Source organism: Pseudoduganella danionis (genome assembly GCF_009720775.1).
GTDB classification, from domain to species: domain Bacteria; phylum Pseudomonadota; class Gammaproteobacteria; order Burkholderiales; family Burkholderiaceae_D; genus Rugamonas; species Rugamonas danionis.
This window is the reverse complement of record NZ_WNKW01000001.1, coordinates 1,667,265-1,688,948: the sequence shown is the minus strand read 5'-3', so window position 1 is coordinate 1,688,948 and position 21,684 is coordinate 1,667,265. Positions and strand designations below refer to the sequence as shown.

Annotated in this window: 18 protein-coding genes; 8 read left to right on the top strand and 10 right to left on the bottom strand. The window is 64.9% G+C overall.

Annotated elements, in window-relative coordinates; genetic code table 11:
* Positions 1 to 39: 39 nt before the first annotated feature.
* The 7 genes from GM655_RS07335 to GM655_RS07305 form a co-directional block, all read right to left on the bottom strand.
* Complete coding sequence (locus GM655_RS07335; RefSeq protein ID WP_155433872.1) at positions 40 to 2,352, bottom strand: SUMF1/EgtB/PvdO family nonheme iron enzyme; 2,313 nt, start codon at positions 2,350 to 2,352, stop codon at positions 40 to 42.
* Positions 2,353 to 2,375: 23 nt separating this feature from the next.
* A complete protein-coding gene (locus tag GM655_RS07330) occupies positions 2,376 to 4,484 on the bottom strand; it encodes a coiled-coil domain-containing protein (RefSeq protein WP_155433871.1) in 2,109 nt (702 codons plus the stop codon).
* Between the two features lie 93 nt (positions 4,485 to 4,577).
* Entirely contained in the window at positions 4,578 to 5,744 is a 1,167-nt protein-coding gene (locus GM655_RS07325; protein WP_155433870.1) for a hypothetical protein, read from the bottom strand.
* Positions 5,741 to 6,799, bottom strand: a complete 1,059-nt coding sequence (locus GM655_RS07320) for a hypothetical protein (protein ID WP_155433869.1) — start codon at positions 6,797 to 6,799, stop codon at positions 5,741 to 5,743. Before GM655_RS07320 ends, GM655_RS07325 begins: the two co-directional genes overlap by 4 nt.
* Positions 6,799 to 7,374 (bottom strand): hypothetical protein, encoded by a 576-nt coding sequence (locus GM655_RS07315; protein ID WP_371866727.1) that lies wholly within the window; start codon positions 7,372 to 7,374, stop codon positions 6,799 to 6,801. The genes GM655_RS07320 and GM655_RS07315 overlap by 1 nt, the downstream gene beginning before the upstream one ends.
* Positions 7,375 to 7,385: 11 nt before the next feature.
* The gene (locus GM655_RS07310; protein ID WP_155433867.1) at positions 7,386 to 8,747 is read right to left on the bottom strand and encodes a hypothetical protein; all 1,362 of its coding nucleotides are present in this window, start codon (positions 8,745 to 8,747) and stop codon (positions 7,386 to 7,388) included.
* Positions 8,748 to 8,842: 95 nt separating this feature from the next.
* Complete coding sequence (locus GM655_RS07305) at positions 8,843 to 12,229, bottom strand: penicillin-binding transpeptidase domain-containing protein (RefSeq protein ID WP_155433866.1); 3,387 nt, start codon at positions 12,227 to 12,229, stop codon at positions 8,843 to 8,845.
* A 202-nt stretch (positions 12,230 to 12,431) separates the two neighbouring features.
* Between GM655_RS07305 and GM655_RS07300 the strand changes: the two genes are divergently transcribed.
* From GM655_RS07300 to GM655_RS07290, 3 genes are all read left to right on the top strand, one after another.
* On the top strand, positions 12,432 to 12,680 hold the full coding sequence (locus GM655_RS07300) for a hypothetical protein (protein ID WP_155433865.1): 249 nt from the start codon (positions 12,432 to 12,434) through the stop codon (positions 12,678 to 12,680).
* A 194-nt stretch (positions 12,681 to 12,874) separates the two neighbouring features.
* Positions 12,875 to 13,366 (top strand): YXWGXW repeat-containing protein, encoded by a 492-nt coding sequence (locus GM655_RS07295; RefSeq protein WP_155433864.1) that lies wholly within the window; start codon positions 12,875 to 12,877, stop codon positions 13,364 to 13,366.
* Positions 13,367 to 13,371: 5 nt separating this feature from the next.
* The gene (locus GM655_RS07290; RefSeq protein ID WP_155433863.1) at positions 13,372 to 14,094 is read left to right on the top strand and encodes a ribonuclease HI family protein; all 723 of its coding nucleotides are present in this window, start codon (positions 13,372 to 13,374) and stop codon (positions 14,092 to 14,094) included.
* Here the strand turns inward: GM655_RS07290 and GM655_RS07285 are convergent.
* Positions 14,075 to 14,566, bottom strand: a complete 492-nt coding sequence (locus tag GM655_RS07285) for a chemotaxis protein CheW (protein ID WP_155433862.1) — start codon at positions 14,564 to 14,566, stop codon at positions 14,075 to 14,077. The two genes, GM655_RS07290 and GM655_RS07285, sit on opposite strands and share 20 nt — an antisense overlap.
* 139 nt (positions 14,567 to 14,705) lie before the next feature.
* On the bottom strand, positions 14,706 to 15,026 hold the full coding sequence (locus GM655_RS07280; RefSeq protein ID WP_155433861.1) for a hypothetical protein: 321 nt from the start codon (positions 15,024 to 15,026) through the stop codon (positions 14,706 to 14,708).
* Between the two features lie 157 nt (positions 15,027 to 15,183).
* Here GM655_RS07280 and GM655_RS07275 point away from each other — a divergent pair, with 157 nt between their 5' ends.
* Positions 15,184 to 15,843 (top strand): HD domain-containing protein, encoded by a 660-nt coding sequence (locus GM655_RS07275; RefSeq protein ID WP_155433860.1) that lies wholly within the window; start codon positions 15,184 to 15,186, stop codon positions 15,841 to 15,843.
* 15 nt (positions 15,844 to 15,858) lie between these two features.
* Positions 15,859 to 17,115 (top strand): TCR/Tet family MFS transporter, encoded by a 1,257-nt coding sequence (locus GM655_RS07270; RefSeq protein ID WP_155433859.1) that lies wholly within the window; start codon positions 15,859 to 15,861, stop codon positions 17,113 to 17,115.
* An 8-nt stretch (positions 17,116 to 17,123) separates the two neighbouring features.
* On the opposite strand, the gene GM655_RS07265 is transcribed toward GM655_RS07270, so the two are convergent.
* A complete protein-coding gene (locus tag GM655_RS07265) occupies positions 17,124 to 19,067 on the bottom strand; it encodes a CocE/NonD family hydrolase (RefSeq protein ID WP_155433858.1) in 1,944 nt (647 codons plus the stop codon).
* Between the two features lie 292 nt (positions 19,068 to 19,359).
* On the opposite strand from GM655_RS07265, the gene trpS reads away from it, so the two are divergent.
* The 3 genes from trpS to GM655_RS07250 are packed head-to-tail and all read left to right on the top strand — an operon-like array spanning position 19,360 to position 21,675.
* Positions 19,360 to 20,409: a tryptophan--tRNA ligase gene (gene trpS / locus GM655_RS07260; RefSeq protein ID WP_155433857.1), complete on the top strand. Its 1,050-nt coding sequence runs from the start codon at positions 19,360 to 19,362 to the stop codon at positions 20,407 to 20,409.
* The gene (locus GM655_RS07255) at positions 20,409 to 20,711 is read left to right on the top strand and encodes a DUF1294 domain-containing protein (protein WP_155433856.1); all 303 of its coding nucleotides are present in this window, start codon (positions 20,409 to 20,411) and stop codon (positions 20,709 to 20,711) included. The genes trpS and GM655_RS07255 overlap by 1 nt, the downstream gene beginning before the upstream one ends.
* Before the next feature lie 4 nt (positions 20,712 to 20,715).
* The gene (locus GM655_RS07250) at positions 20,716 to 21,675 is read left to right on the top strand and encodes a DMT family transporter (protein ID WP_155433855.1); all 960 of its coding nucleotides are present in this window, start codon (positions 20,716 to 20,718) and stop codon (positions 21,673 to 21,675) included.
* Positions 21,676 to 21,684: the final 9 nt, after the last annotated feature.

Here is a 21,684-nt window from a genome sequence, read left to right as displayed (position 1 = left end):
GAAGTTTAAAGAGGCCGACAGTATACACCCCGCCGCCCGCTAGACCAATTTTCGCGCCACCCGGAAGCCCACGATATCGTTGGCCAGCACGGCAGAAAAGCCGTTACGCACGGCCGAACGCAGATAGCGCGGGTTGTACAGCCACGAGCCGCCGCGCAGCACGCGGCGCGCCTTGTCGCCGCCCTGCTCCCACGCGCTGCCATCGGCCGGTGCGCCTTCGTAGTTCTCGTGCACCACGTCCTGGGTCCATTCCCACACATTGCCATGCATGTCGAACAGGCCCCAGGGGTTGGGCTGGAAGGTGCCCAGCTTGTTGGTGCCCTGCAGGAAAGCGCCGCGCGGCCCGTTGTTATAGGTGTAATTGCCGTCGTAATTGGCCTGCTCGGTGCTGATGGTGTCGCCCATCGAAAAAGCCGTGCGGGTGCCGGCGCGGCAGGCATATTCCCATTCCGCCTCGCTGGGCAGACGGTAGGTCTGGCCCGTCTGCTCGGACAGCCATGCCACATATTTCTGCGCATCGACCCAGCTCACGCATACCACGGGATGTTCGTCGTTCTGGGCAAAGCCGGGCGCGCGCCAGTCCGTATCGGACAGCGATTCCCAGCCCGTGGCCCGTGCAAACTGGCGCCACTGGCCTACCGTGACAGGGAAACGTCCCAGCGCAAACGAATACTCTATGCCTACCCAGTGCTGCGGCAACTCGCGATCGAGCCAGGCTTTCTGTGCGCCGGACTTGATGGCTGCTGCCCGTTCCACTTCATTGGAGCCCATCTGGAAGCGCCCCGTCGGGATCAGCACCAGATCCGGCCCCACGCCCGTGCCATCGAGGAAGCGGTCGCGCAGCACGCCGCTGGCATCGGCCACGGGGCTGCCGGCCGTGGGGCGCAAGGCAGCCAGTTCGGCTGCATGGCGTTCGGCCTGCTGCTTGCGGTGGCGTTCCTGCTCGGCGCGATAGGCCGCTTCCGCTTTCAGCTGGGCGGCTTTACGCTGCTGTTCGGCGCGTTCCGCGCGGGCTTGCTGCGCATCGGCTTCGCGCCGCGCCAGCAATTGCTCGCGCAAAGCCTGTTTGCGTGCCTGTGCCGCCGCTTCCGCTTCGGCACGCTGACGCGCTTCCATCACTTTGCGCTGCTGTTCCAGCCGGGCTTTTTCGGCAGCCGCTGCGCGTGCTTCAGCTTCGCGCTGCTGCGCCAGCTGGGCCGCCTGCGCGCGGCGCTGCTCGGCTTCGGCGCGCTGCTGTTCCTGTTTGGCCGCCTGCGCCGCCTGTGCCGCTGCCAGTTCGGCCTGACGCTGCTGTTCGCGTTGTTCTGCCTCGCGCGCCTGTGCGGCCAGTTCTTCCTCGCTGGGACCAGCGGCCGCACGCAGCGCCTGCAGCAGCGCCGCAACCGATGCTGGCCGCTGCTCGGCCAGATAGGCAAAGCCCTGCTGCAGCACCTGCCACTGGGCCGGCTGCAGCGCCTGCGGCGGCGAAGGATGGAAGTCCGCCGTGCGCATGGCATCGAAAGGCATGCGCCCTTCCAGCAGCTGGTAGATCATCACCGCCACGGCATATACGTCCAGCGTGCGGGAAGGCTGACGCTGATGGGTGCCGGCTTCCGGCGCGCGGTAGCCGGCCGTACCCGCATTCGGCGTCTGTAGACCGAGGCTGCTGCCGGCATTGCGCACGCGCGAAGCGATGCCGAAATCGAGCAGCTTCACGTCGCCATGGCTGGTCAGGTAGACATTGCCCGGCTTGATATCGCGGTGTACCAGCTTGTGCTTATCCCACGCATAGTCCAGCGCCTCGGCCACCGGTAGCAGCAGGCGGTAGATGGCATCCAGCGCCAGCTTGCCCTGTGCGGCCAGATAGGCATCCAGATCCTGCCCCTCCAGATACTCCATGATGATGAAATAGCTGGAGGTGGCCGGGTCCTGCGCCCATTCGTACACCCGCACGATGTTTTCATGCGCCAGCCGGCGCGCCTGGGTGGCTTCCTCGATGAGCAGCTTGGCATGGGTAGCGCTCTGGGTCAGCTGGGGTGGCAAGATTTTCAGCGCCACCATTTCGCTATGACCGAGTTCGGCGTGCGTGGCCAGATCCGTGGCCTGCCACACCTGCCCCATGCCGCCCATGGCGATCAGGCGTTCCAGCCGGTAGCGGCGGTTCTGCGGACCGATTTCCTGCCCCGTCATGAAGCCCAGTTCCGTGCCCTGCTTTACTGGCAGCGGCTGCGACTGTGCCGCCGCTGCGCCGGGCGGCGCATATTCGGCGTCGAGGATGGCGTTCTTGCGACGGTCGAACTCCTGCAGGCTGAGTAGCCCGTCGTCATGTAAGGCCCGCAGTTCGCGGATCCGGTCTCTTGCTGTCTGCATCATGTTTCGAAATATCGGCTTTTTAGTCAGCCGCCAAGCTTGCTGGTTTCCTGCAAAGCCACGCCACAGGTGGCACAAAATTTATCGTCCTCATGGCCGGCGCGCAGCACATGGCCGTTGCTGCAGCGGGCCGGCGCTGCGGCAGCGGCCACCGGTGCCGGCGGCTGGCCCGCGCCTACCACCTGCGCATGGGCGTGGATCTGCGCGGCGTCCATGCCAGCCTGTATTTGCAGGCCCATCACCTGCGCCAGCGCCTGCACATTGGGTCCGGCAGCCGTGGCCAGTTTGGCCGTGTCGCTAATCCGGTGCATGGCATCCATGCGCGCCAGCTCGTGGCTCTGCTGCGCCAGCAGCACTTCGTAATCGCCCTTCCAGCGCGCATAGCGCTCTTCCCTGGCCTGATCCAGCTTGCGCAATTCCTGCTGCCACTGCAGCTCCTGCTCGCGCTGGCGCAGCAACTGGCGCTGTTCCTCGATGGCCAGCTGGTCCTGCATGGCCTGTCTGGCACTGGCCTGCTGCTGACGCGTATGCAGCTGGTCTGCTTCCAGCGTCCGCAGCAGCTTCTCGTGCTGGGCCAGCGCATCGGCCGCCGCGCCTTCGCGCTGCAAAGCTTCGAGCCGCTGCCTTACCTGTGCCACTTCCACCGCATTGCCCGCATCCTTGACGGCATCGGTACGCATTAGCTCGCGCTGGCGCGCCAGTGCCTGCTGGTCTTCCCATTCCTGCACCCGCTCGGCCTGGCGCCGCTGGGCCAGAGTGGCCAGCGTCAGGCTTTGCAGCTGCTGCTGATGGGCTTCCGCCTCAATCGCCAGCTCGCGCTGCTTTTCGGCTTTTTCCTGTTCGCGCAGGGCCAGCAGCTCCTGACGGCGCTGCGCTTCGTCTTCGATGCGCAGCGCATTCCCGATCTGGTTTTCGATGGCCTGCTGGCGCAGCTGGTGCGACAGGCGCTGCTGCGCCAGTTGCCGCTGCTCGGCTGCCGTCTGCTGCAGCACTTCCAGCTCCGTCTGCATACGGATGCGGGCCAGCTGGCGCACATGTTCCCAGTCTGCCGCTTCGCCATCGCGCTGTGCCTTGTTTTTGGCCAGTTCATGCTCCAGATCGGCCAGCACCGTGCCCGCGCCCTTGTCCAGCGCGACCTTGCGCGTCTTGGCGTCCATGATGCGGCTGTACAGATCCACTTCGCGTGCGCGCAGCGCCTGCAGGCGTTCCGATTCCTTCAAGGTCAGCTCGGCCCGGTCGACGGCAGCATCCTGTTTCAGCTCGGCGCGGCGCAATTCCGTATGCTGCTTGCGCTCCTCGCGGGCGATGGCCTGCCATTCTTCGGCATCGTACAGCTGGTCGAGCTGGCGCGTGTGTTCAAGCTGGCCCTGACGTTCATCGGCCACCAGCCACAGGCTGCCCACCCGTTCGCGGTTATGGTCGTATTTATCGTGCCGCAGCGCTACCGTCTCCACCCGTTCCACTGCCAGCCCGTAGCTGGCCAGCCGCAGCTTCAGGCCCGACTGCAGGCGCTCATCGAGCTGCTGGCGCAGATGGCCGTTGTCGGCCATATCGCGGATGGAACGGCTGGCGATGAATTCCGTCGCCAGCTGGCGCACGGACGGCTCCAGCAAATCCTGCAAATGGCGCGTGGTGACGGTACCGGGCGCCGTCATGAAGTGGCGCGCAAACGCGGGCACCTGCTCGATCGCCAGATTGATAGTAAAACTGGCCGCCACCTTGAGCTGCTCGGCCGTACGCAACTGCTCGAACTCGAAACTGACGGGCAGCGCCACGCTGCGCGTGATCAGGATTTCGGCATGCTGGTTGCGCAGCAGGTGGTTGAGGCGCGTGAAAAAGCCTTCAATCTCGTACTCGCCCTGCGGCACTTCGGTGGCCTTGTCGGCCTGCAGGATATAGGCGCGCGCCATGGCAGGCACGCGCAGTGTCTTGGTGAAGATGCCGGACAGGCTGGCGACGCCGAAATACACGGCCAGCTCGTCATCCGCCGGTATCCAGCGGTTATCGCGCAGCACAGGCTCATTGCGCGGCGCACCCAGCGTCAGGCCGCAGTGCTGGCAGTAGCCCGACTGGCCGTCGTTCTTCTGTTCGCAGCGCGGACACTTGACGCCACCAAAACCTAACTTGCGGAACATGTCAGACTCCCTCAACCATTCATCTCGCGGATTGCTCTGCCATCAGCCGATTCTAGCAGGGCAGCTCCATTCTTGCGCGCGTTTGCGCACGTTTTAAATCATGCCGATACGGCCGATACATGCCAGGCTGGCGCCACGCTGGCGCAGCTGGGCCTGATAGCCGGCCGGCAGCGTTGCTGCCCAGTCCGCCGGTAGCAGCACACGGTCGCCCGCGCCGGCTTGCCGGATTATCAATTCCAGCTTGGCCTGCTGGCCTTCCACCGCTTCCACCAGCCCCGCATGCCAGGCACTGGACTGGCCGCTGGCGATCAGACGGCCACGCGGCAGGAATTCGCGCCCGCGCGCCATACGGTCGGCCATCACCAGCGCCAGCTCATACGATGCGCCCTGAAACTCGGGCTGACCGAAGCGCACCAGCGTACGCCAGCGCCCCAGCCCGTGGCCATCGAAATGGCGTGCCGCCGCCAGCGTCTGGCGCAAGCCCAGCAGGCGCGCCGGTTCCAGCTGGGGCGCGGCGATGCTGTCCTCTTCGCTGGCGCCGCCATCGGCCGCATCGAGCGGATACACGCTCACTTCCACCCATGCCAGACTGTCATGCAGGCCGCCACTGTAGAGCGGGAACCAGCTGCGTACGCTGGCCACACAATCCGCCTGATCGGCATGTCCGTGCAAAGCGCCCAGATGGCTGATGGCGAAGCAGCGCCCGTCCGGCGCGCGCGGCAGCGTGGTGGCCGCTTCGGAATACACTAGCATGCCGTCGTCGGGCAACCGGGCCAGCGCAATAGCGTAGCGGTCGTTCTCGCCGGCAGCCCCAGCACCGGCCGCAACCGCACCTGCGCTGCTGCGCTGTACCGGCACAGGCAGGGGCAATTCCGCCAGCCGCAGCCGCCCCAGATGCCAGCCATCGGAAGCGCCGAAAGCAAATACGCCGGCCGGATTGGCCGGCTGATAGACGCCACGCACCATGCGGTCGGCCAGCACGGCGGCCAGTTCCCAGTCGCGCTCGAGCGCGCCGGGCGTATGGTCCATGCTCAGCACGACCTGATCGCGCGTATCGAGTACGGGCTCGGTCAGGCGCGCCATGCGCACCACCTGCTGCATGTGCTGGGCCAGCGCCGGCGCTGCTGCCACGCTGCATTTGACATCGGCACGGTTGGCGCGCGGACGGCGGCTGGCCGTGATGGTCAGTATCCGTCCGTCGGCCAGCACAGTGCGGCACAGCGCCGTAGCGGGCAGCGCGGAATGCAGCATGCTGCTCATGCGGCTTCCTCCACCGGCGGGTAGGGCTGGCGCCGTCCGGCCAGACCGGTTTCCAGATTGGCGCAGATACGCGCAGTTTCATCCAGCAGGGCTAGCCATTCGCTGCTGCGCGCCAGCTGCATACGGGCCAGCACCGCCCAGGCCTGATCCAGCGCCTGCACGGCCAGCAGAGTGTGGGCGATACGGCGCTGCTGCTGCAGCACAGGCAGCGGCTGGTCGGGCGTGGCCCAGCCCAGCGAAGGCATGCTCGATGCATTCAGGGTGGCCATGCCTAGCCTTAGCAGGACAGCCTGATGCGCCTCGAAGCTGCTGACACCGGCCGGCAGTTCCAGCAGGCGCAAGGCGCTGCACAGCGCCGGCAGTTCGATGAACAAACGGCGCAGGCCGGCCGCATCATCCTGCGCCACATAGGCCACGGCTCCGGCCTGCGGTTGCGGCACTGGCGGCGCGATGATCAGCGGCACCGGCGCGGCCACAGGCGCCAGTGCACGGTTGCGCAGCATGGCCGCATAATCAGCCTGCGGCGCCAGATCGACCGGCACGCAGTCATCCACCGTCAGGCCGTAGCGCGTGTACATCAGCTGGTTCAGACCGGCGCGGAAGGCATGCCATTCTTCCACCGTGGTGCAAGGCGGCAGTTCCAGCGTACCGAGTGCAAGAGCGCTCTGCACCGCGCCTTGCAGGGCGCTGCACAAAGCTGCGCCGCTCAGCGGTTGCGCCACTTCGCTCTGCAGGAATAGATCGAAACGCTGTTGCGAGACACGCGGATCGGCAGCATCCACCAGCACACGCAAGCGCAAGCCCCATTCCGGTGCCGCCGCAAACGGCTGCAGATCGAGCGTGTAGGGGCCGGCATGGAAGCACCACGCGCGTTCGCCCTGCCCCAGCACCACCTTGGCCGCTGCCACCCGCCGGGTCTGGCCGTCGGCGCTGCCTAGCACCAGCGTACAGCCGGCCGGCACCACGCTGCCCGCCTCGCACGGTAGCGCAATCATGCTGCTGCCCAGTCCCGACAGCTCGGTACCGGTAGCTTTGCGGCGCGAGAACAGGCCCATTAGCGCTGCCCTGCTGGTGTCACCACGAAGCTGGCGCCATGCTGCTGCAGGTAGGATGCTGGTGCCGCCGCATGGGGCCAGGCGGCTTCGCATTCGCCATCGTCATCGAGCGCGCCTTGCAGCATCAGCTGGCCGGCGCCATCGTGCACCTGCACACGCCAGCCCTGCTGCACGGCCAGCGCAGCAAACGGCGCATCGGCGCACAGCGCCAGTATCACGCGCCAGCCCTGTTCCGATGGCACAAAGTCCAGCGTCCAGTAGCCATCCTGCGTGCGCAGGGTTTCCAGTGCCGTTGCCGTGGCGGCGGCGCGCAGCAGACCCTGACTGCCGTTCCAGCCTGTGGCATGGCCAGGCTGGGCCGCGTGATGGCGCTGCAAAGCCAGCTGGCGGAAGCGTTTCAGGGTCAGCGGCGAAGCCTGCAGGGCCGTGCGCTCTGCCGGCGTCAGGGGACGGCTGCCGTCCAGTGCCTGGAGCAGGGTGGCATCGGCCAGCATCAGCCGGTCGCCGGGCACGGCGCGCGCCAGCAGCAACTGTTCCTGCAATCGGGCTTCCAGCCCGGTGATGGTGGGTTTCACGGCATTCTCCTTCAGGCTGCACCGCTCGGGCGGGCAGCATACAGCTTATCGATGGCTTCATTGCGGCGCTTGCGCAGGGTGGGCATGGAGATTCCGTCCAGTGCGGCCAGCTGCTGCAAAGTGGGCAATTCGCCCGTGGCCGGGTCCAGCCAGACATCCGGATAACTGTCATCGGCCACACCCAGCAGTTTGTGATACACGGCCAGCCGTATCGGCAAGCTTTCCTGCGCCAGTATGCCCAGCATACGGCTACCGGCGTGCTGTGCCAACCGCGCCAGTGACAAATAGCCGGGGGGCAGAGAAACAGCACTGGCGCGCTGCTGCTCCAGCATGCGCGTAGTTTCGTCCGGCTCGGCCCATGCCGCGTGCAGGCCTACCCTATCCGCCTCGGCGCCCGCTTCAGCCACTTGCTCGCTGTCAGGCACTGCCTCGCCGTCAACCTCACTATCGTACTCGCCCGCTTCGGCCATCAGCAGCTGATCAGGGCCGCTATCGCCGCCATCCTGCTCGTACTGCTCGGATGCGTGCAGCACGCGCCAGTAGTCTTCCAGCCATATCCCTGCTTCCCCGGCATCGCTGCGGAAGGTCTCGGCGCTATCCTGATTGGCCGATAACTGTTCGTACTCGCCGATTTCGGCCAGCATGGCGGCTATCTTGTCAGGACTGTTTTTCAGGCTGGCAAAACGCTTGGAGCGCGTGTGCAGCGGCCCGGCGGCGCCGCTAAACTGCTCCAGCGTAGCACTCCAGGCAATCACCCAGTCTGCCTTGCAGCCAGCTATAGACTTCATCTGCCGCACTTCGATAGGTATGCCCTGCAGTTCGCGCCCCAGAATCGCTCCCACTTGCGCGCTATGGGCCTGCCAGTCGGCGAACAGGGCGGCGATTTCACCGTAAGCCGTATCGAGCATGCGGTAGGTGTAGATGCGGTTGGGCGTGCAGCTGCGCCCCGTCGCCACCATATAGCCATCGGCGTCGATCCGGTCGCGCAGGCCCGCGTACAGGTCGTTGACCTTTTTGCGCAGCATGCCTTCGCCGGCCGGCTGCTGCCAGAATACGCCACTGCGCGCCAGTTCCGTCTCCAGCGTGGCGAGGAAGGCCTGCCAGAACGCCGGTTGCACTGGCAGTTCGTACAGCAGACTGAGAGCCAGCTCGCCCACGCTATCGCCATAGCTATTGCCAGCGGCAGCGGCGCGGGCCGTGTGGCGGCAGGCGTGCAGCAGTGCGCCCGTCTCATCGACGTAGCGATCGAGCAGGGCCGGGTCCTGCAGTTCATCGGGAGCAAGCGTGCGCAGCATCTGCACACTGGCTTGCCCCAGCAATTTCCGCACTTGTTCCCAGCCGGGCTCCTGATACCGCGTTCCTGGCAGGCGCATACTATCCTGTTGTGTAATTGATCAAAGTCCGCCTCAGGGCGAACGCCTCAAGATCATCCCACAGCAGTGCCGGTTCCAATTGCGCAGTCACAGGGCTAATTCCGCTTCTGTTCGCTGTTCTGGTGCACCCGTCCGGCCAGTGCCGCGAGTACCGTGGCCAGCACCGGCGCCGCATGTTCGCCACCCGTGGCCTCGGAATGGCTGACAAAAGCCGCCAGCGCCAGCCGGTGACGCTGGCCCGGCAGGCTGCCCGCTTCCAGCCAGCCCGTGAACCAGACGGTGGCGCTATCGGGGCCGCTAGGCGCCGTGCCCGTCTTGCCGTACAAGCCGGGGCGCAGCGCTGCCAGCGCACTGCTACGGAAGGCGCCTGCCCCCGTGCCCGTATCCACCACGCCTTTCATGCCGGCCCGCACGCGATCCAGCCGTATGCCCAGCGGCGGCTGGGACGGCGCTACACTGTTGCTGCCGTCCAGCGCCAGCAACAGGCGCGGCGTCACCACCGACCCCTGCGCAATGGCGGCCGAGGCCAGTGCCATCTGCAGTGGTGTGACCTGCATGCGCAGGCCTATGCTCATCTGGCGCAGTTCGTGGCGGGTGTGGATAGGATCGATGTGGGCCGGCGTGGCCTGCAGCGCATCCCAGCTACGCCAGTCGTAATCGGCCGGCAGCAGGCCGCCATCGAGGCGCAGGCGCTGCTCGAAACCCAGCTTGTGCGCCGCTGCCACGATGGGCCGTATGCTATCGAGCGCACCGGCATCGAGTGCCTGCAGGTCCGGCGCACCGCCTTCGGCCAGGCCAAACAGCGAACGGTCACTGAGTTCACCCGTCCACGCAAACCACGTGTTCAGGCTGTAGGTGAGCGCCTGTGCCAGCCCCAGTTTGCCATCCTGTGCGCGCCGTTCCAGACTCTGCTCGCGGTAGTTGGTCACGTGGGCCAGACGCGGGTTGAGCGGGTAGCTGGCGGCATCGGTCTGGAAGCCGAAGCCACGCTGCTGCGCCAGCCGATTGAGTGCGGGCAGCGGCAAGCCTGACAGCAGCGCATCGAGCTGGTGATCCTGCTGCGCTGCCAGTTCCAGCCCCAGCGCCGTCACCACTTTGAAGGTGGAACCGGGGCTCTGGTGGGCACCGCCATCATGCTGCCATGCGGGCAGGCGCAAGGGACTGCGGGCCGGACTGGTGCGATCGAAATCGCGCACTTCGGCCCAATTGGCTGCCGACACATGCCCCATACCCGCACCGGCGGCAGCAAGAATGTCACCATTTTCCGCATCGAGGATCACCAGTCCTGCATGGCGGCCTTCCGGCACCGGCCCGCCAGCATGGCACTGCGCGCCATCCCAACGGCCATGGCGCAGGCCTACGCATTCGAGCACCTGCTGGCTCAGCGCCTGCAACGGCAGGTCTAGCGTCAAACGGGCTTGCTGTGGCACGCCGGGCAAACGAGCCAGCATGCCAGCCACGCTGCTGCCATGGTCGCGCGCCAGCCCCAGCAAAGGGGCCAGACCGGCTTGCGCTGCTTCGGCCGTGCTGGCGCCATCGTGCCACAAGGCGGTACCGTGGCGGTCCACCAGTTGTAGCGCTGGCGGCGATCCAGCCTGCGTGCCGCCTACTGTCGTGCGATGCGACGCGGCGGGCAAGGCTTGCCAGCGCAGCTGGCCGTGGTCTACCCACAGGTGGCGGTATTTCTCGTCTTCGGCCGGATGGAAGGGCAGCGGCGTTATCAGCAGTTGCACGCTGCGCGCGCCCGGCTGTACGCTCAGCAGCAGTTGCTGCACATCGCTGGCGCTACGGCACGCGCGCCCCGTGCAGGCCGGCAAGCTATGTACGGTCGCGCCATCCACCTGTGCCACCTGCCCGATCAGCATCAGGCGCAGCTGCTCACCGCCCTGTGCTGGCGCCGGCAGCGCCAGTTGCAGCCGCACGGTGCGCGTCCCGGCCTGCAGGGCGGGCGGCCAGTTGGCCAGCCGGTTCCAGCTCTGCCAGCCCTGCGGCAAAGCGGCAAACAAACGGGTCGCGGCCACCGGCATCTGGGCCGTGCTGGCCAGCGGCACGGCCATGCCCTCCTTCGCGCCGGGCGGCGCCATACTGGCCTGCCACTGCGGCGACGCTACCTGGTCCCGCATCTCGGACGGTGCCCCAGTGCCAGCCGACGCCCCCTTGTTGCTGATTGCCCCTGCCGTCGCCGCGGCGCTTGGCGCTAGTTCCGGCGCGCGCCATGCCAGCAGCCAGCGTTCGCTATTAAACAGTTCCACCTGCTGGCGGACATACGCACCATCAGCCTGATAGTACAAACGCTTGAGCAGCTTGCGGTTGCCCGCGTCGGGCGCCACCGCCTGCCAGTCCTGGGCACCTTCCACCCGCTGGTCTGGCGCCAGTGCCTGCCACTGCAACAGGTCCGGCGGTGCCAGTTCTATGCTGCCCTGCGCATTCAGGCGCAGCAGCCCTTGCGCCTGCAGGGCAGCGAACAGGCTGGCATCTTCCAGCGCGGCGGCCGGAGTGGCCGGCACCTGATACACGCCCGCTTGCAGGACACTGCTCACCGGGCGGCCACGGGCCGGAAATGCCTGCACCAGCGCCGTTTGCGCTGCGCCAGCTTCCGCTGCGCGCGCACCCGTGCTGGCAGTGCGGTACAGCTGCACGGTCAATTCGCCGGCCTGGGGACAGGTGACGTTGCTGCGCCGTTCGATGTGCAGCGCGGCCTCATTGCCCCACATTAGCCAGCCCTGCTGGCGCAAGCTCACGCTGGCAGTACGGCCCTGTTCGATCTGGCCGAAACCGGCGTCGCTAAGCCAGCGCACGTCCGTGCGCTGAGCCTGCCAGTTCAGCTGCAGGGTTGCGCCGGCAGGGTCATTGAAATCGGCCCCTGCGTTGCCACTGATCTGCACCAGCGGCATGCCCGCCGCCACGCCTTGCTCCGACACGAGTAGCACATTGCGCAGTGCCTGCGGCAAGGCAGCGGACTGGTTCTGTCCTACCAGCCGCTGCACATCGTCGAAACGGTAGCCTAGTCGCAGCGGCAGCAGGCGCGGGTCATCCGGCGCGCGCAACTGGCTGCATAAATCGATACGCACGGCTGGTGCAGCCTGCATGCCGGTCAGCACCAGCAAGGCCGCCTCCGGATGCAGGCTCAGCGAAATACCCGCCTGCTGCGGCACTTCGAAGCGCACCCCGGGCAGCACGGCCTGAAATTCCTGCACGGCCCGTACCGTGCGACTGGCCTGCGGCGTGAGCGCACTGATTTGCACCAGATAACGCGCATGGCTGGCGATCAGCAAGCCGCCCACCAGCAGCAAGGCGACCAGCCACAGCCAGTGCCACTGCGCCAGCCACTGCGGGCGCCGCCCTGCCTCTGAGCGTATCGGCGCCGCATGCCCCGGCAGCGCAGCTGCGCCCGGCCTGCCCGCACGCAGATTGGCGGCGCGGCGGCGCGCCCGCAAGCGTGCCTGCAGGGCTAGCAGTAGTTGGGAATACAGACGCGGCATGGCTTCCTCGCAGGGATGGTCGGGCAACGCAGCCAGCTAGCGGAGGGAGCAAGAAAGCCCGCCCTGCAACGACGTTTTATCGCGTCTATCTGCATTTCGCGCTACGCCGGCGGCGCTTCGTCGCAATCCGCTGGAGCGCTTAGGACTGCTGCCATAAAGTGAGCACATCGAACACCACTTAACGCCAACGAAAGGAAGCAAAATGAACATCCTGAGAAACTTCGAAGCCGTGTTTGTCGTTGCACTGGGTCTGGCTTGCGCTGCCAGCTACACCCTGGACAGCACGATGGACAATACCAACTACGCCACGCCAGCCATAGCCGCTGCCAGCAATATGCAAGTGGTGGTGGTCAGTGCCAAACGTCTGAGCCCAGAACAGAAACAGGCCATGCAGGAAGGCGCCCGTCCTGCCGCGCTGGCCACTCGCAACAGTACTGCGAGCAAGATTTGATCACCCTGTTCGCCACGCCTGCCGCGAGGTTTTCCTCCCGCCGCAGGCGTGCCGCCCAGCTGCGCTCCGTGCGCTAGACCACATTACTCTGCATCAATTCTGCATCACTTGTAAGCGTTTGCATCAGGTCGCGCCAGCATCAGCCGGCCGCGCTATATTGGGCTCCATGCCCCGCACTTCACATGGAGACCAACATGACTATGCGCCTAAGCCACCTGTGCAGCGCCACCCTGCTGGCACTGAGCACCCTGACACTGCTTCCTGCCCAAGCCCAGACCGAACTGAGCATCGTGGTCAGCAACGCCCCGCCACCGTTACGCTATGAAAGCCTGCCGCCGCCGCGCCACGGCCATGTATGGGCGCCCGGCTACTGGCGCTGGAATGGCCATCGCTATCTCTGGCGCGCCGGCCACTGGGAAGTGCTGCGTCAGGGCTACCACTACCAGACGCCTGTCTGGCTGGAAGACCGTGGCGGCTGGCGCTTCGAACCGGGCGGCTGGGTGACTGTGCCGCGCGCACCCGCACCGTCGCGCTGGGATCGCGACGACCGGCGCGAATACCACCATGGCCGAGGCCGTGGCGACCGCGATCATGACGGCGTGCCGAACCGTTATGACCGCGACAGGGATGGCGATGGCGTGCCGAACCGGTATGATCACCATCCTGACAACCCGCGACGTGATTAAAACGGATGAGTGATACGGCCGACCAGCAACTCCAGCAACTAGCCTACAAGACGGAACGTGCCGCAGCAGCGAGGCTGGCCGCACGCCAGCAACTGGCGCCCGCACAGGCACTGAAACAAGTGCTGACGCTGGCGGCCGGTCAGGCCGGCCTCGCCCATCTGGTGGCTGAGCGTCAGGCCCAGCAGCAACGCAGCGCGTTGCGCGCACAGGCACGCAGTGCTGCCATGGCTCAGCGCAAGGCGCAGCGGCAGGTTGAACCCGCCGCCATTGCAACACCGGATACGCAGACGGGCGCAGCGCCGCCGCAACCATGGCAAGGCTGGTTTGACGGTTCGGCCGTGCCAAATCCGGGCCGCATGGGCATAGGCGCGCTGCTGTGCGGGCCACAAGGGCAAACCATCGAGATCAGCCAGCCGGCCGGTTACGGCAACAGCAGCGAAGCGGAATATTCGGCGCTGACAGCGCTGCTGCAGGCCGCCGTGCAAGCGGGCGTGACCAAGCTGGCCATACGTGGCGACAGTCAGGTCGTGGTCAATGATGTGAATCTGACGCCGCAAGCCATCGCAGCCGGACAAGGCGCTGCCGTGCTGGCGGCGCATAGGCAGGAAGTTTGCGCGCTGATGGCGCAAATCGGCCAAGTAGAACTGCGCTGGCTGCCGCGGCATCGCAATGCCGCCGCCGACCAGCTGGCGCAACAGGCGTTGAAGCTTAAGCCGCCAGCGCCGTAGAATCCAGCAGGCCCATGTCGGCGCTGGTCATCATCTTGTCGATATCGACCAGAATCAGCATGCGCTCATCCACCGTGCCGAGTCCGATGATGTGGTCGGTCTTCATGTTCACGCCGATATCCGGTGCCGGTTTGATCTGCTCCGGCAGCAGCGTGGTCACGTCGGAGACGCGGTCCACCACCATGCCCACCACGCGGTGGCCGATATTCAGGATGATTACGACCGTGAACTGATCGTAGGTAGGCGTGCCCAGATTGAGCTTGATGCGCATATCGACGATAGGCACGATGAGGCCGCGCAGATTGACCACGCCTTTGACGAAGTCCTGCGCATTGGCGATGCGGGTCGGCGCTTCGTAGCTGCGGATCTCGCTGACTTTCTGGATATCGATGCCATATTCTTCCTGCCCCAGCGTGAACGCCAGATATTCGGCGGCGGGAGTAGCGGCGTGCAGTTCGGTGACGTTGGACATTTGCTTTACCTCAGGAAAGAATTGACTGTGCGTAATATTACCGCAAGCCAATAAATAAATCAGCAGGTAAAGCAAAAAAATATGCCCAACAGCAATAAAAACCGCAATTTGACGAATTTCCGACGCAAATTCCTCAGTTTTACAGAGGCTTGGCGGGCAGCTTCACGGGTGCGCCATGACCTTCCGCTGGCAACACGCGGGTCAGGGGCAGAGGTTGCGGACGGGGCCGCACAGTAGCGGGCACCGCATCGTTTTCGGCCGCCACGCGGGCCGCTGCGGTGGCTGCGGCCGCTGTTGCCGGCGCAGCGCTGGGCACGGGTGGCGCAGTACGGTTGACAGCCCGGCCATCATCCGGACGCGGCATATAACGTGGTGCCAGCGTCGGCGTATCATCGAGCGCCCATGCCATGGACGTGCCCAGGGTGTACAGCACCACAGCCAGCGTTACATTGATGTGCATAAGATTCGCCAATAATTGTCAGTTATGAAAGCATTTTGCACAATCGTGTGCAGCTTTGCAAGAGGGATGTAACATTCTTGCAAAAATTGGGGTCTGCACAAGCGCAGCATCAGCCTGTATGATCGCCAACATCTGACCGCCCTGCAACCGGAGACCCATGAATAGTTTGCTCAACAGCTGGCATCCGCGTCTGGTGCAGCTGGCTTGCGCCGGCGCCGGCAGTGACGGCGCCCACGACAGCAACCACCTGCACCGCGTCTGGCGCAATGCCTGCCAGCTGCTGGAAGACTATCCCGCAGCCGATGCGCTGGTGGTGATGGCGGCCTGCTATCTGCACGATCTGGTCAACCTGCCCAAGAACCATCCCGAGCGCCATCTGGCTTCGCGCAAGGCTGCCCTGCTGGCCTGCCGCGAGCTGGCCGCACTGGACTTCCCGCCCGAACGTCTGAGCGCCGTGGCCCATGCCATCGAAAGCCATAGTTATTCCGCCGCCATCGCTGCCGAAACCATCGAAGCGAAAATCGTCCAGGATGCCGACCGCCTCGACGCACTGGGCGCCGTGGGTCTGGCGCGGCTGTTCTACACGGCAGGCCGCATGGGCACGGGGCTGGCCCATGCCGACGACCCCATGGCCTTGCACCGCGAACTCGATGAAAAAGCTTATGCCATCGACCACATCGACACCAAGCTGGCAACCATACCGGCCAAGATGCAGACGCAGGCAGGCCGGCAGTTGGCCAACACCCGCCTGCTGGCACTGACCAGCTTCCGTGACGACTTTATTGCCGAATGGGCCAGCAGCCCGGCCACTCCCTGACACCCTCAGCTCACCATGTCCAGCACTCCGACCTCACCGCTCCCCCGCCCGCGCCGCATCGGCGCCACCGCACCGGCCAGCCTGAACTTTATCCTGATCAGCGTGTTCATCGACATGCTGGGCATAGGCCTGATCGTGCCCGTACTGCCCATGCTGGTGGGCGAATTCACCGGCAACCGGGAAAATCAGGCGCACTGGTTCGCCATCCTCAGCGCCGTGTTCGGCCTGATGCAATTCCTCTGCATGCCCATGCTGGGCGCCATCAGCGACCGCGTGGGCCGCCGCCCCGTGCTGCTGTATTCGATGGCCGGCATGTGCGTAAACTTCCTCACCACGGCGTGGGCGCCGAATCTGGCCTGTCTGTTCATCGGCCGGGTGGTGGGCGGCATGTCCTCGGCCAGCATGTCGGTCGCCTCGGCCTATGCGTCCGACATTTCGACGCCGGAGAATCGCGCCAAGAGCTTCGGCAAAGTGGGCGCTGCGTTCGGGCTGGGCTTCATCTGCGGCCCCATGCTGGGCGGCCTGCTGGGCAGCGTCGATCTGCATCTGCCGTTCTACGTGGCCGGCGCGCTGTCGGCGCTGAACTTCGTGTATGGCTATTTCGTCGTACCGGAATCGCTGCCGGCCGAACGCCGCGCACCGTTCAGTCTGGCCCGTATCAATCCGCTCGCGGCGCTGCTGCGGCTGGCCCAGCGCAAGGATATCCGCGGTCTGGTAATTACCTTCACCCTCACCACCTGCGCCCAGATGATGCTGCAGACCACCTGGGTGCTGTACACCCACTTCCGCTTCGACTGGACTCCGGGCCAGAATGGCGCTGCGCTGTTCTGCGTGGGTCTGACGGCCGCCGTGGTGCAGGCCGGCCTGCTCGGTGTATTGATCCGGCGTTTCGGTGAAGTGCGGCTGGCATTGTTGGGCATGAGCTCGGGCGCGATCACCTTCCTGCTGTATGGTCTGGCCACGCAGGGCTGGATGATGTACGTGCTCATACTGTGCAACATCCTTTCCTTCGCCGTGGGCCCGGCCCTGCAGGCCATCACCTCCAAGGCGACACCACCGGCCGAACAGGGCGAGCTGATGGGCTCCATGCAGTCGATCAGCAGCCTAGGCATCATCTTCATGCCGCTGATCGGCGCCGAGATACTGGGCCGCGTCAGCCATCTGGACTCCAGCGACTGGCGCATGGGCGCCAGCTTCTACTTCTGCGCCCTGCTGCAGTTGCTAGCCATACTGGTAGCGCGCTACTACTTCAAGACACACCGCCACGACTAGGCCAGCGCTTATTCGACCACGGGCAGTTCGATGGCGCTGGCACTGGCGCCGCCGTGATAGACGCGCATGCTGGCTTTCTGGTAGTCGGCCGGCTTGGCGTAGAAGATGTTGGGCACATAGGTCTGCGGATTACGCTCGTACAGCGGGAACCAGCTAGACTGGATCTGCACCATGATGCGGTGGCCGGGCAGGAATACGTGGTTGGCATTCGGCAGCGCGAAGCGGTACTGTTCGATGGCGTTGGCCACGATGGGCGCCGGCTGCTCCAGGCTGTGGCGGTAGCGGCCACGGAAAATGTCCATGGCCACACCGAGCTGGTAGCCGCCCAGTTCCGGCTGCGACGGCACTTCGTCCGGATACACATCAATCAGCTTGACCACCCAGTCGGCATCCGTGCCCGTGGTGGCCGCATGTAGCTGCACTTGCGCGGCACCGGCAATGCGTAGCGGCGCTGTCAGCGGCGCCGTCACATAGGTCAGTACATCGGGCCGGTCGGAATAGCCGCGCTGGTCCGATACCAGCCACGGACGCCACACGGCCGCATCGTTCATGCGCACGGGACGGGGCACGAACGGTACAGGTTTGGCCGGATCGCTTACATATTCGTCATAAGCCGCTTCGCCCACCGGTGCGCTGAAGCCCAGCTTATAGCCGTCCTGCAAATACAGCGCACGCAGCGGTGCAGCGCAGCCCTGCTCGCAGGCCAGCGGCCAGCGCTGCAAGCGCTGCCAGCGATTGGCGCCACTCTGGAAGAACAGCACGGGCGGCGTATCGGCCACGGGCGCGCCATCCTTCAGGTACTGGTCGAGGAAGGGCTGCATCACGTCACGGCGGAATTCCAGTGCCGTGTCGCCGGGGAATTTGAACACGCCCAGACTGGAGCCGTCGTAGTTCACGCCACTGTGGCGCCACGGCCCCACTACCAGGAAGTTGTGGCGGTTGTCCGTGTCCTTGGCTTCCAGCGCTGCATATACGGCGTAAGCGCCATAGATATCTTCCTGATCCCAGTAGCCCACCACCGTCATGGTCGGCACTTTCAGTGGGCGCTGGGCCAGCAGCTTATCGACAGCCTGCTGCTGCCAGTAGCTGTCGTAGGCTGGATGCTCGAATAGCTTGCGGGTGAAATTGAGTTTATCGAGGCCGAACTGGCGCGCATAATCAGCCGTCGAACCGGCCCGCAGCACGCCTTCGTAGTCGTCATAGACACCGGTGGGCAAAGGCAGGCCGCTGCCATGGGCCGTGGTCTGGTGGGCGATGTAGGCGATATTCGTCATGCGGAACACGCCATTGTGGAACCAGTCGTCGCCACGCCAGCCATCCACCATGGGGCTCATCGGTACGGCCACCTTGAGCGCAGGATGCGGGTCGATCAGCGCCATCAGCACCGTATAGCCTTCGTAGGAGGAACCTATCATGCCCACTTTGCCGTTACTTTCGGGGACATTCTTCACCAGCCAGTCTATGGTGTCCCACGCATCGGTGGCGTGGTCGCTGCGGCTGTTGTTGAGCGGGCCGCGCAGCGGGCGCGTCATCACGTAATCGCCTTCCGAACCGTATTTGCCGCGCACATCCTGATACACGCGGATGTAGCCGGCACCGAGTAGCACTTCATCACCTTGCCCGCCCGTGGCCAGCAGACTCGGGCTATCGTTGCGGCGCGAACGGCCGTTGGCGCTGTAGGGCGTGCGGCTGAGCACCATGGGCGCGTGCTGCGCAGCTTTCGGTATCAGCAGCACCGTATGCAGACGCACGCCATCGCGCATGGGGATCATCACTTCGCGCCGCACATAGTCCGCGGCCGGCATGCGCATCTCAAAGCTGGCAGGAACATCGGGCGCCATTGGTGCTGTCTGGGCACGGGCGGCAGACGCCAGCACAGTGCTGGCAGTAATCACGGCGACATTCAGGGCGAGATTCAGGGCGGCAGATACGGCGACAGCAGGTAAAGACATTCCGGCTCCGGTAGTTAATTGATTAGAAACTGCGCGAAAAAAGCCATACTACCCGATGCAGCACCTTCCTGCAGCGCTGCGCGGCTTGACAGACCGCCCCCGAACTGCAACCATACGGCCATGAATTTTCTGTCCACACTTAGTCCCTGCCTGAATTGGCGCCGCTGCTGACCAGCGGCCCTGAATCACCCCTAGTGATGTGATATTTTTATCAATGCCGCCCTCGTCTGGTGGCGTTTTCACGACTGTGCGCCGCCGTCAGGGCTAGTGTAAGCAACCTGAAGGAAGTCTGATGAGCCAGTCCCCTACCGCCGAAGTTATTGCCACCCCGGGCGCCAGCAAAGGCCCCAGCATCATCCTGACCGGCGACCGTCCAACCGGCCCGCTGCATCTGGGCCACTACGTGGGCAGCTTGCGCAACCGCGTGGCTTACCAGCACGAGTACCAGCAGTTCATCATGCTGGCCGATGCGCAGGCGCTGACCGACAATATGGACGACACCAACAAGGTGCACCGCAATGTGGTGGAAGTGGCGCTCGACTATCTGGCTGTGGGCATCGATCCGGCCAAATCGACCATCCTGATCCAGTCACAGATACCCGAGCTGGCCGAGCTGACCTTCTACTACCTCAACATGGTCACGGTGGCCCGGCTGGAACGCAACCCGACGGTGAAGACGGAAATCGCGCTGCGCGGTTTCGAACGCGATATTCCGGCCGGCTTCCTCACCTACCCTGCCTCGCAGGCGGCCGACATCTCGGCCTTCAAGGCTTCCATCGTGCCGGTGGGCGAAGACCAGATCCCCATGATCGAACAGACCAACGAGATCGTGCGCCGCTTCAACCGCATTGCCAACCGCGACATACTGGTCGAGTGCAAAGCACTGGTGCCGGAAATCGGCCGCCTGCCGGGCACCGACGGCAAGGCCAAGATGAGCAAATCGCTGGGCAACACCATCAATCTCGGCGCCAGCGCTGCCGAAATCACGGCCGCCGTGAAAAAGGTCTACACCGATCCGCTGCATCTGCGGGTGGAAGACCCCGGCCATCTGGAAGGCAATGTGGCCTTTATCTACCTCGATGCCTTCGACCCGGAAAAAGACAAGCTGGAAGAAATGAAGGCCCACTACGTGCGCGGCGGTCTGGGCGACTCCATCGTCAAGAAGCGTCTGGAAGTGGTCCTGCAGGAGATGCTGGCACCTATCCGCGCGCGCCGTGAAGAGCTGGCGCAGGATCGCGGCTACATCATGCAGATGCTCAAGGAAGGCACGATGCGCGCACGTGAGGTGGCCGCCAAGACGGCCGACGAAGTCAAGGCCGCACTGGGCCTGAGCTACTTCTGATGACGCAACTGGCGCCTACCCTGCTGGGCCTTGCGGCACTGTACGGGTGCGCCAGCATCGTCAGCTATGTGCTGTACGCGCTGGATAAATCGGCCGCCATCGGCCAGCGCCGCCGCATCGCCGAACGCACGCTGCTGCTATGGGGCTTGTGCGGCGGCTGGCCCGGCGCATGGCTGGCGCAGCAGACGCTGCGCCATAAAACCCGCAAGCTGCCTTTCGTGCTGGCGTTCTGGTTCAGCGTGCTGCTGAATCTGGCCGCGCTGACAGGCTTGATGCGCTTCTATTTCAATCAGCAGGGATAGTCTTATGTGGCAGGGAGTGTTGTGCGGTTTGCTGGCGGGAGCCATGTGGGGACTGGTGTTTGTGGCCCCTGCCTACCTCACCGCGTTCACGCCGCTGGAACTGGCCTGCGGCCGCTACATCGCCTACGGCCTGATTTCGGCCGGCCTGCTGTTCAACCGTCTGCCTGCACTGCTGCGCCGGCTCGACCGCACCGATATGGTGGCGCTGCTCAAGCATGCGCTGGCCGGCAACATCGTCTACTACATGCTGCTGGCCATGGGCGTCAAACTGGCCGGCGTGGCGGCGACCTCGCTGATTATCGGCGTGCTGCCGATCAGCGTCACGCTGCTGGGCAAAAATGATCACGGCTCCGTACCGCTGCGCCAGCTAGCCTTGCCGCTGCTGCTGGTGGCGGCCGGCATCGGCTGCATCAATCTCGAAGTGTTTTCTCAGCCGACGGCAGCTACCGGTCCGCTGGCCCACAAAATCATCGGCGTGCTGTGCGCAACAGGTGCGCTACTGTGCTGGACCTGGTATTCAGTCGACAATGCGCGCTATCTGAAACGTAACCCGCACTACAGCAGCGGTGAATGGTCGGCCCTGTACGGTGTGTCCAGCGGCCTGATTGCGCTGCTGATCGCAGCGGTGGCGCTGGCCATCTTCCATGCCGACGTGACGGGCGCCGGTGCGCAGGCCAGTGGCCGCGACTGGGGCCTGTTCTGGATCGTCAACGGCCTGCTGGCACTGGGCGCTTCCGTGATCGGCAACCATCTGTGGAATATCGCCAGCCGCAAAGTGCCGCTAACCCTGTCCGGCCAGCTAATCCTGTTCGAGACCTTGTTCGCGCTGCTATACGGCTTTATCTACAAACAGCAGCTACCGCAGCCGCTGGAGATCGCCGCCATGGTGCTGCTGACGCTAGGGGTAATGTGGTCGCTGCGCGTACACGCGCTGGACGAAGATAGCGAAGCCCACGCCGGCTAGCCTGAATTC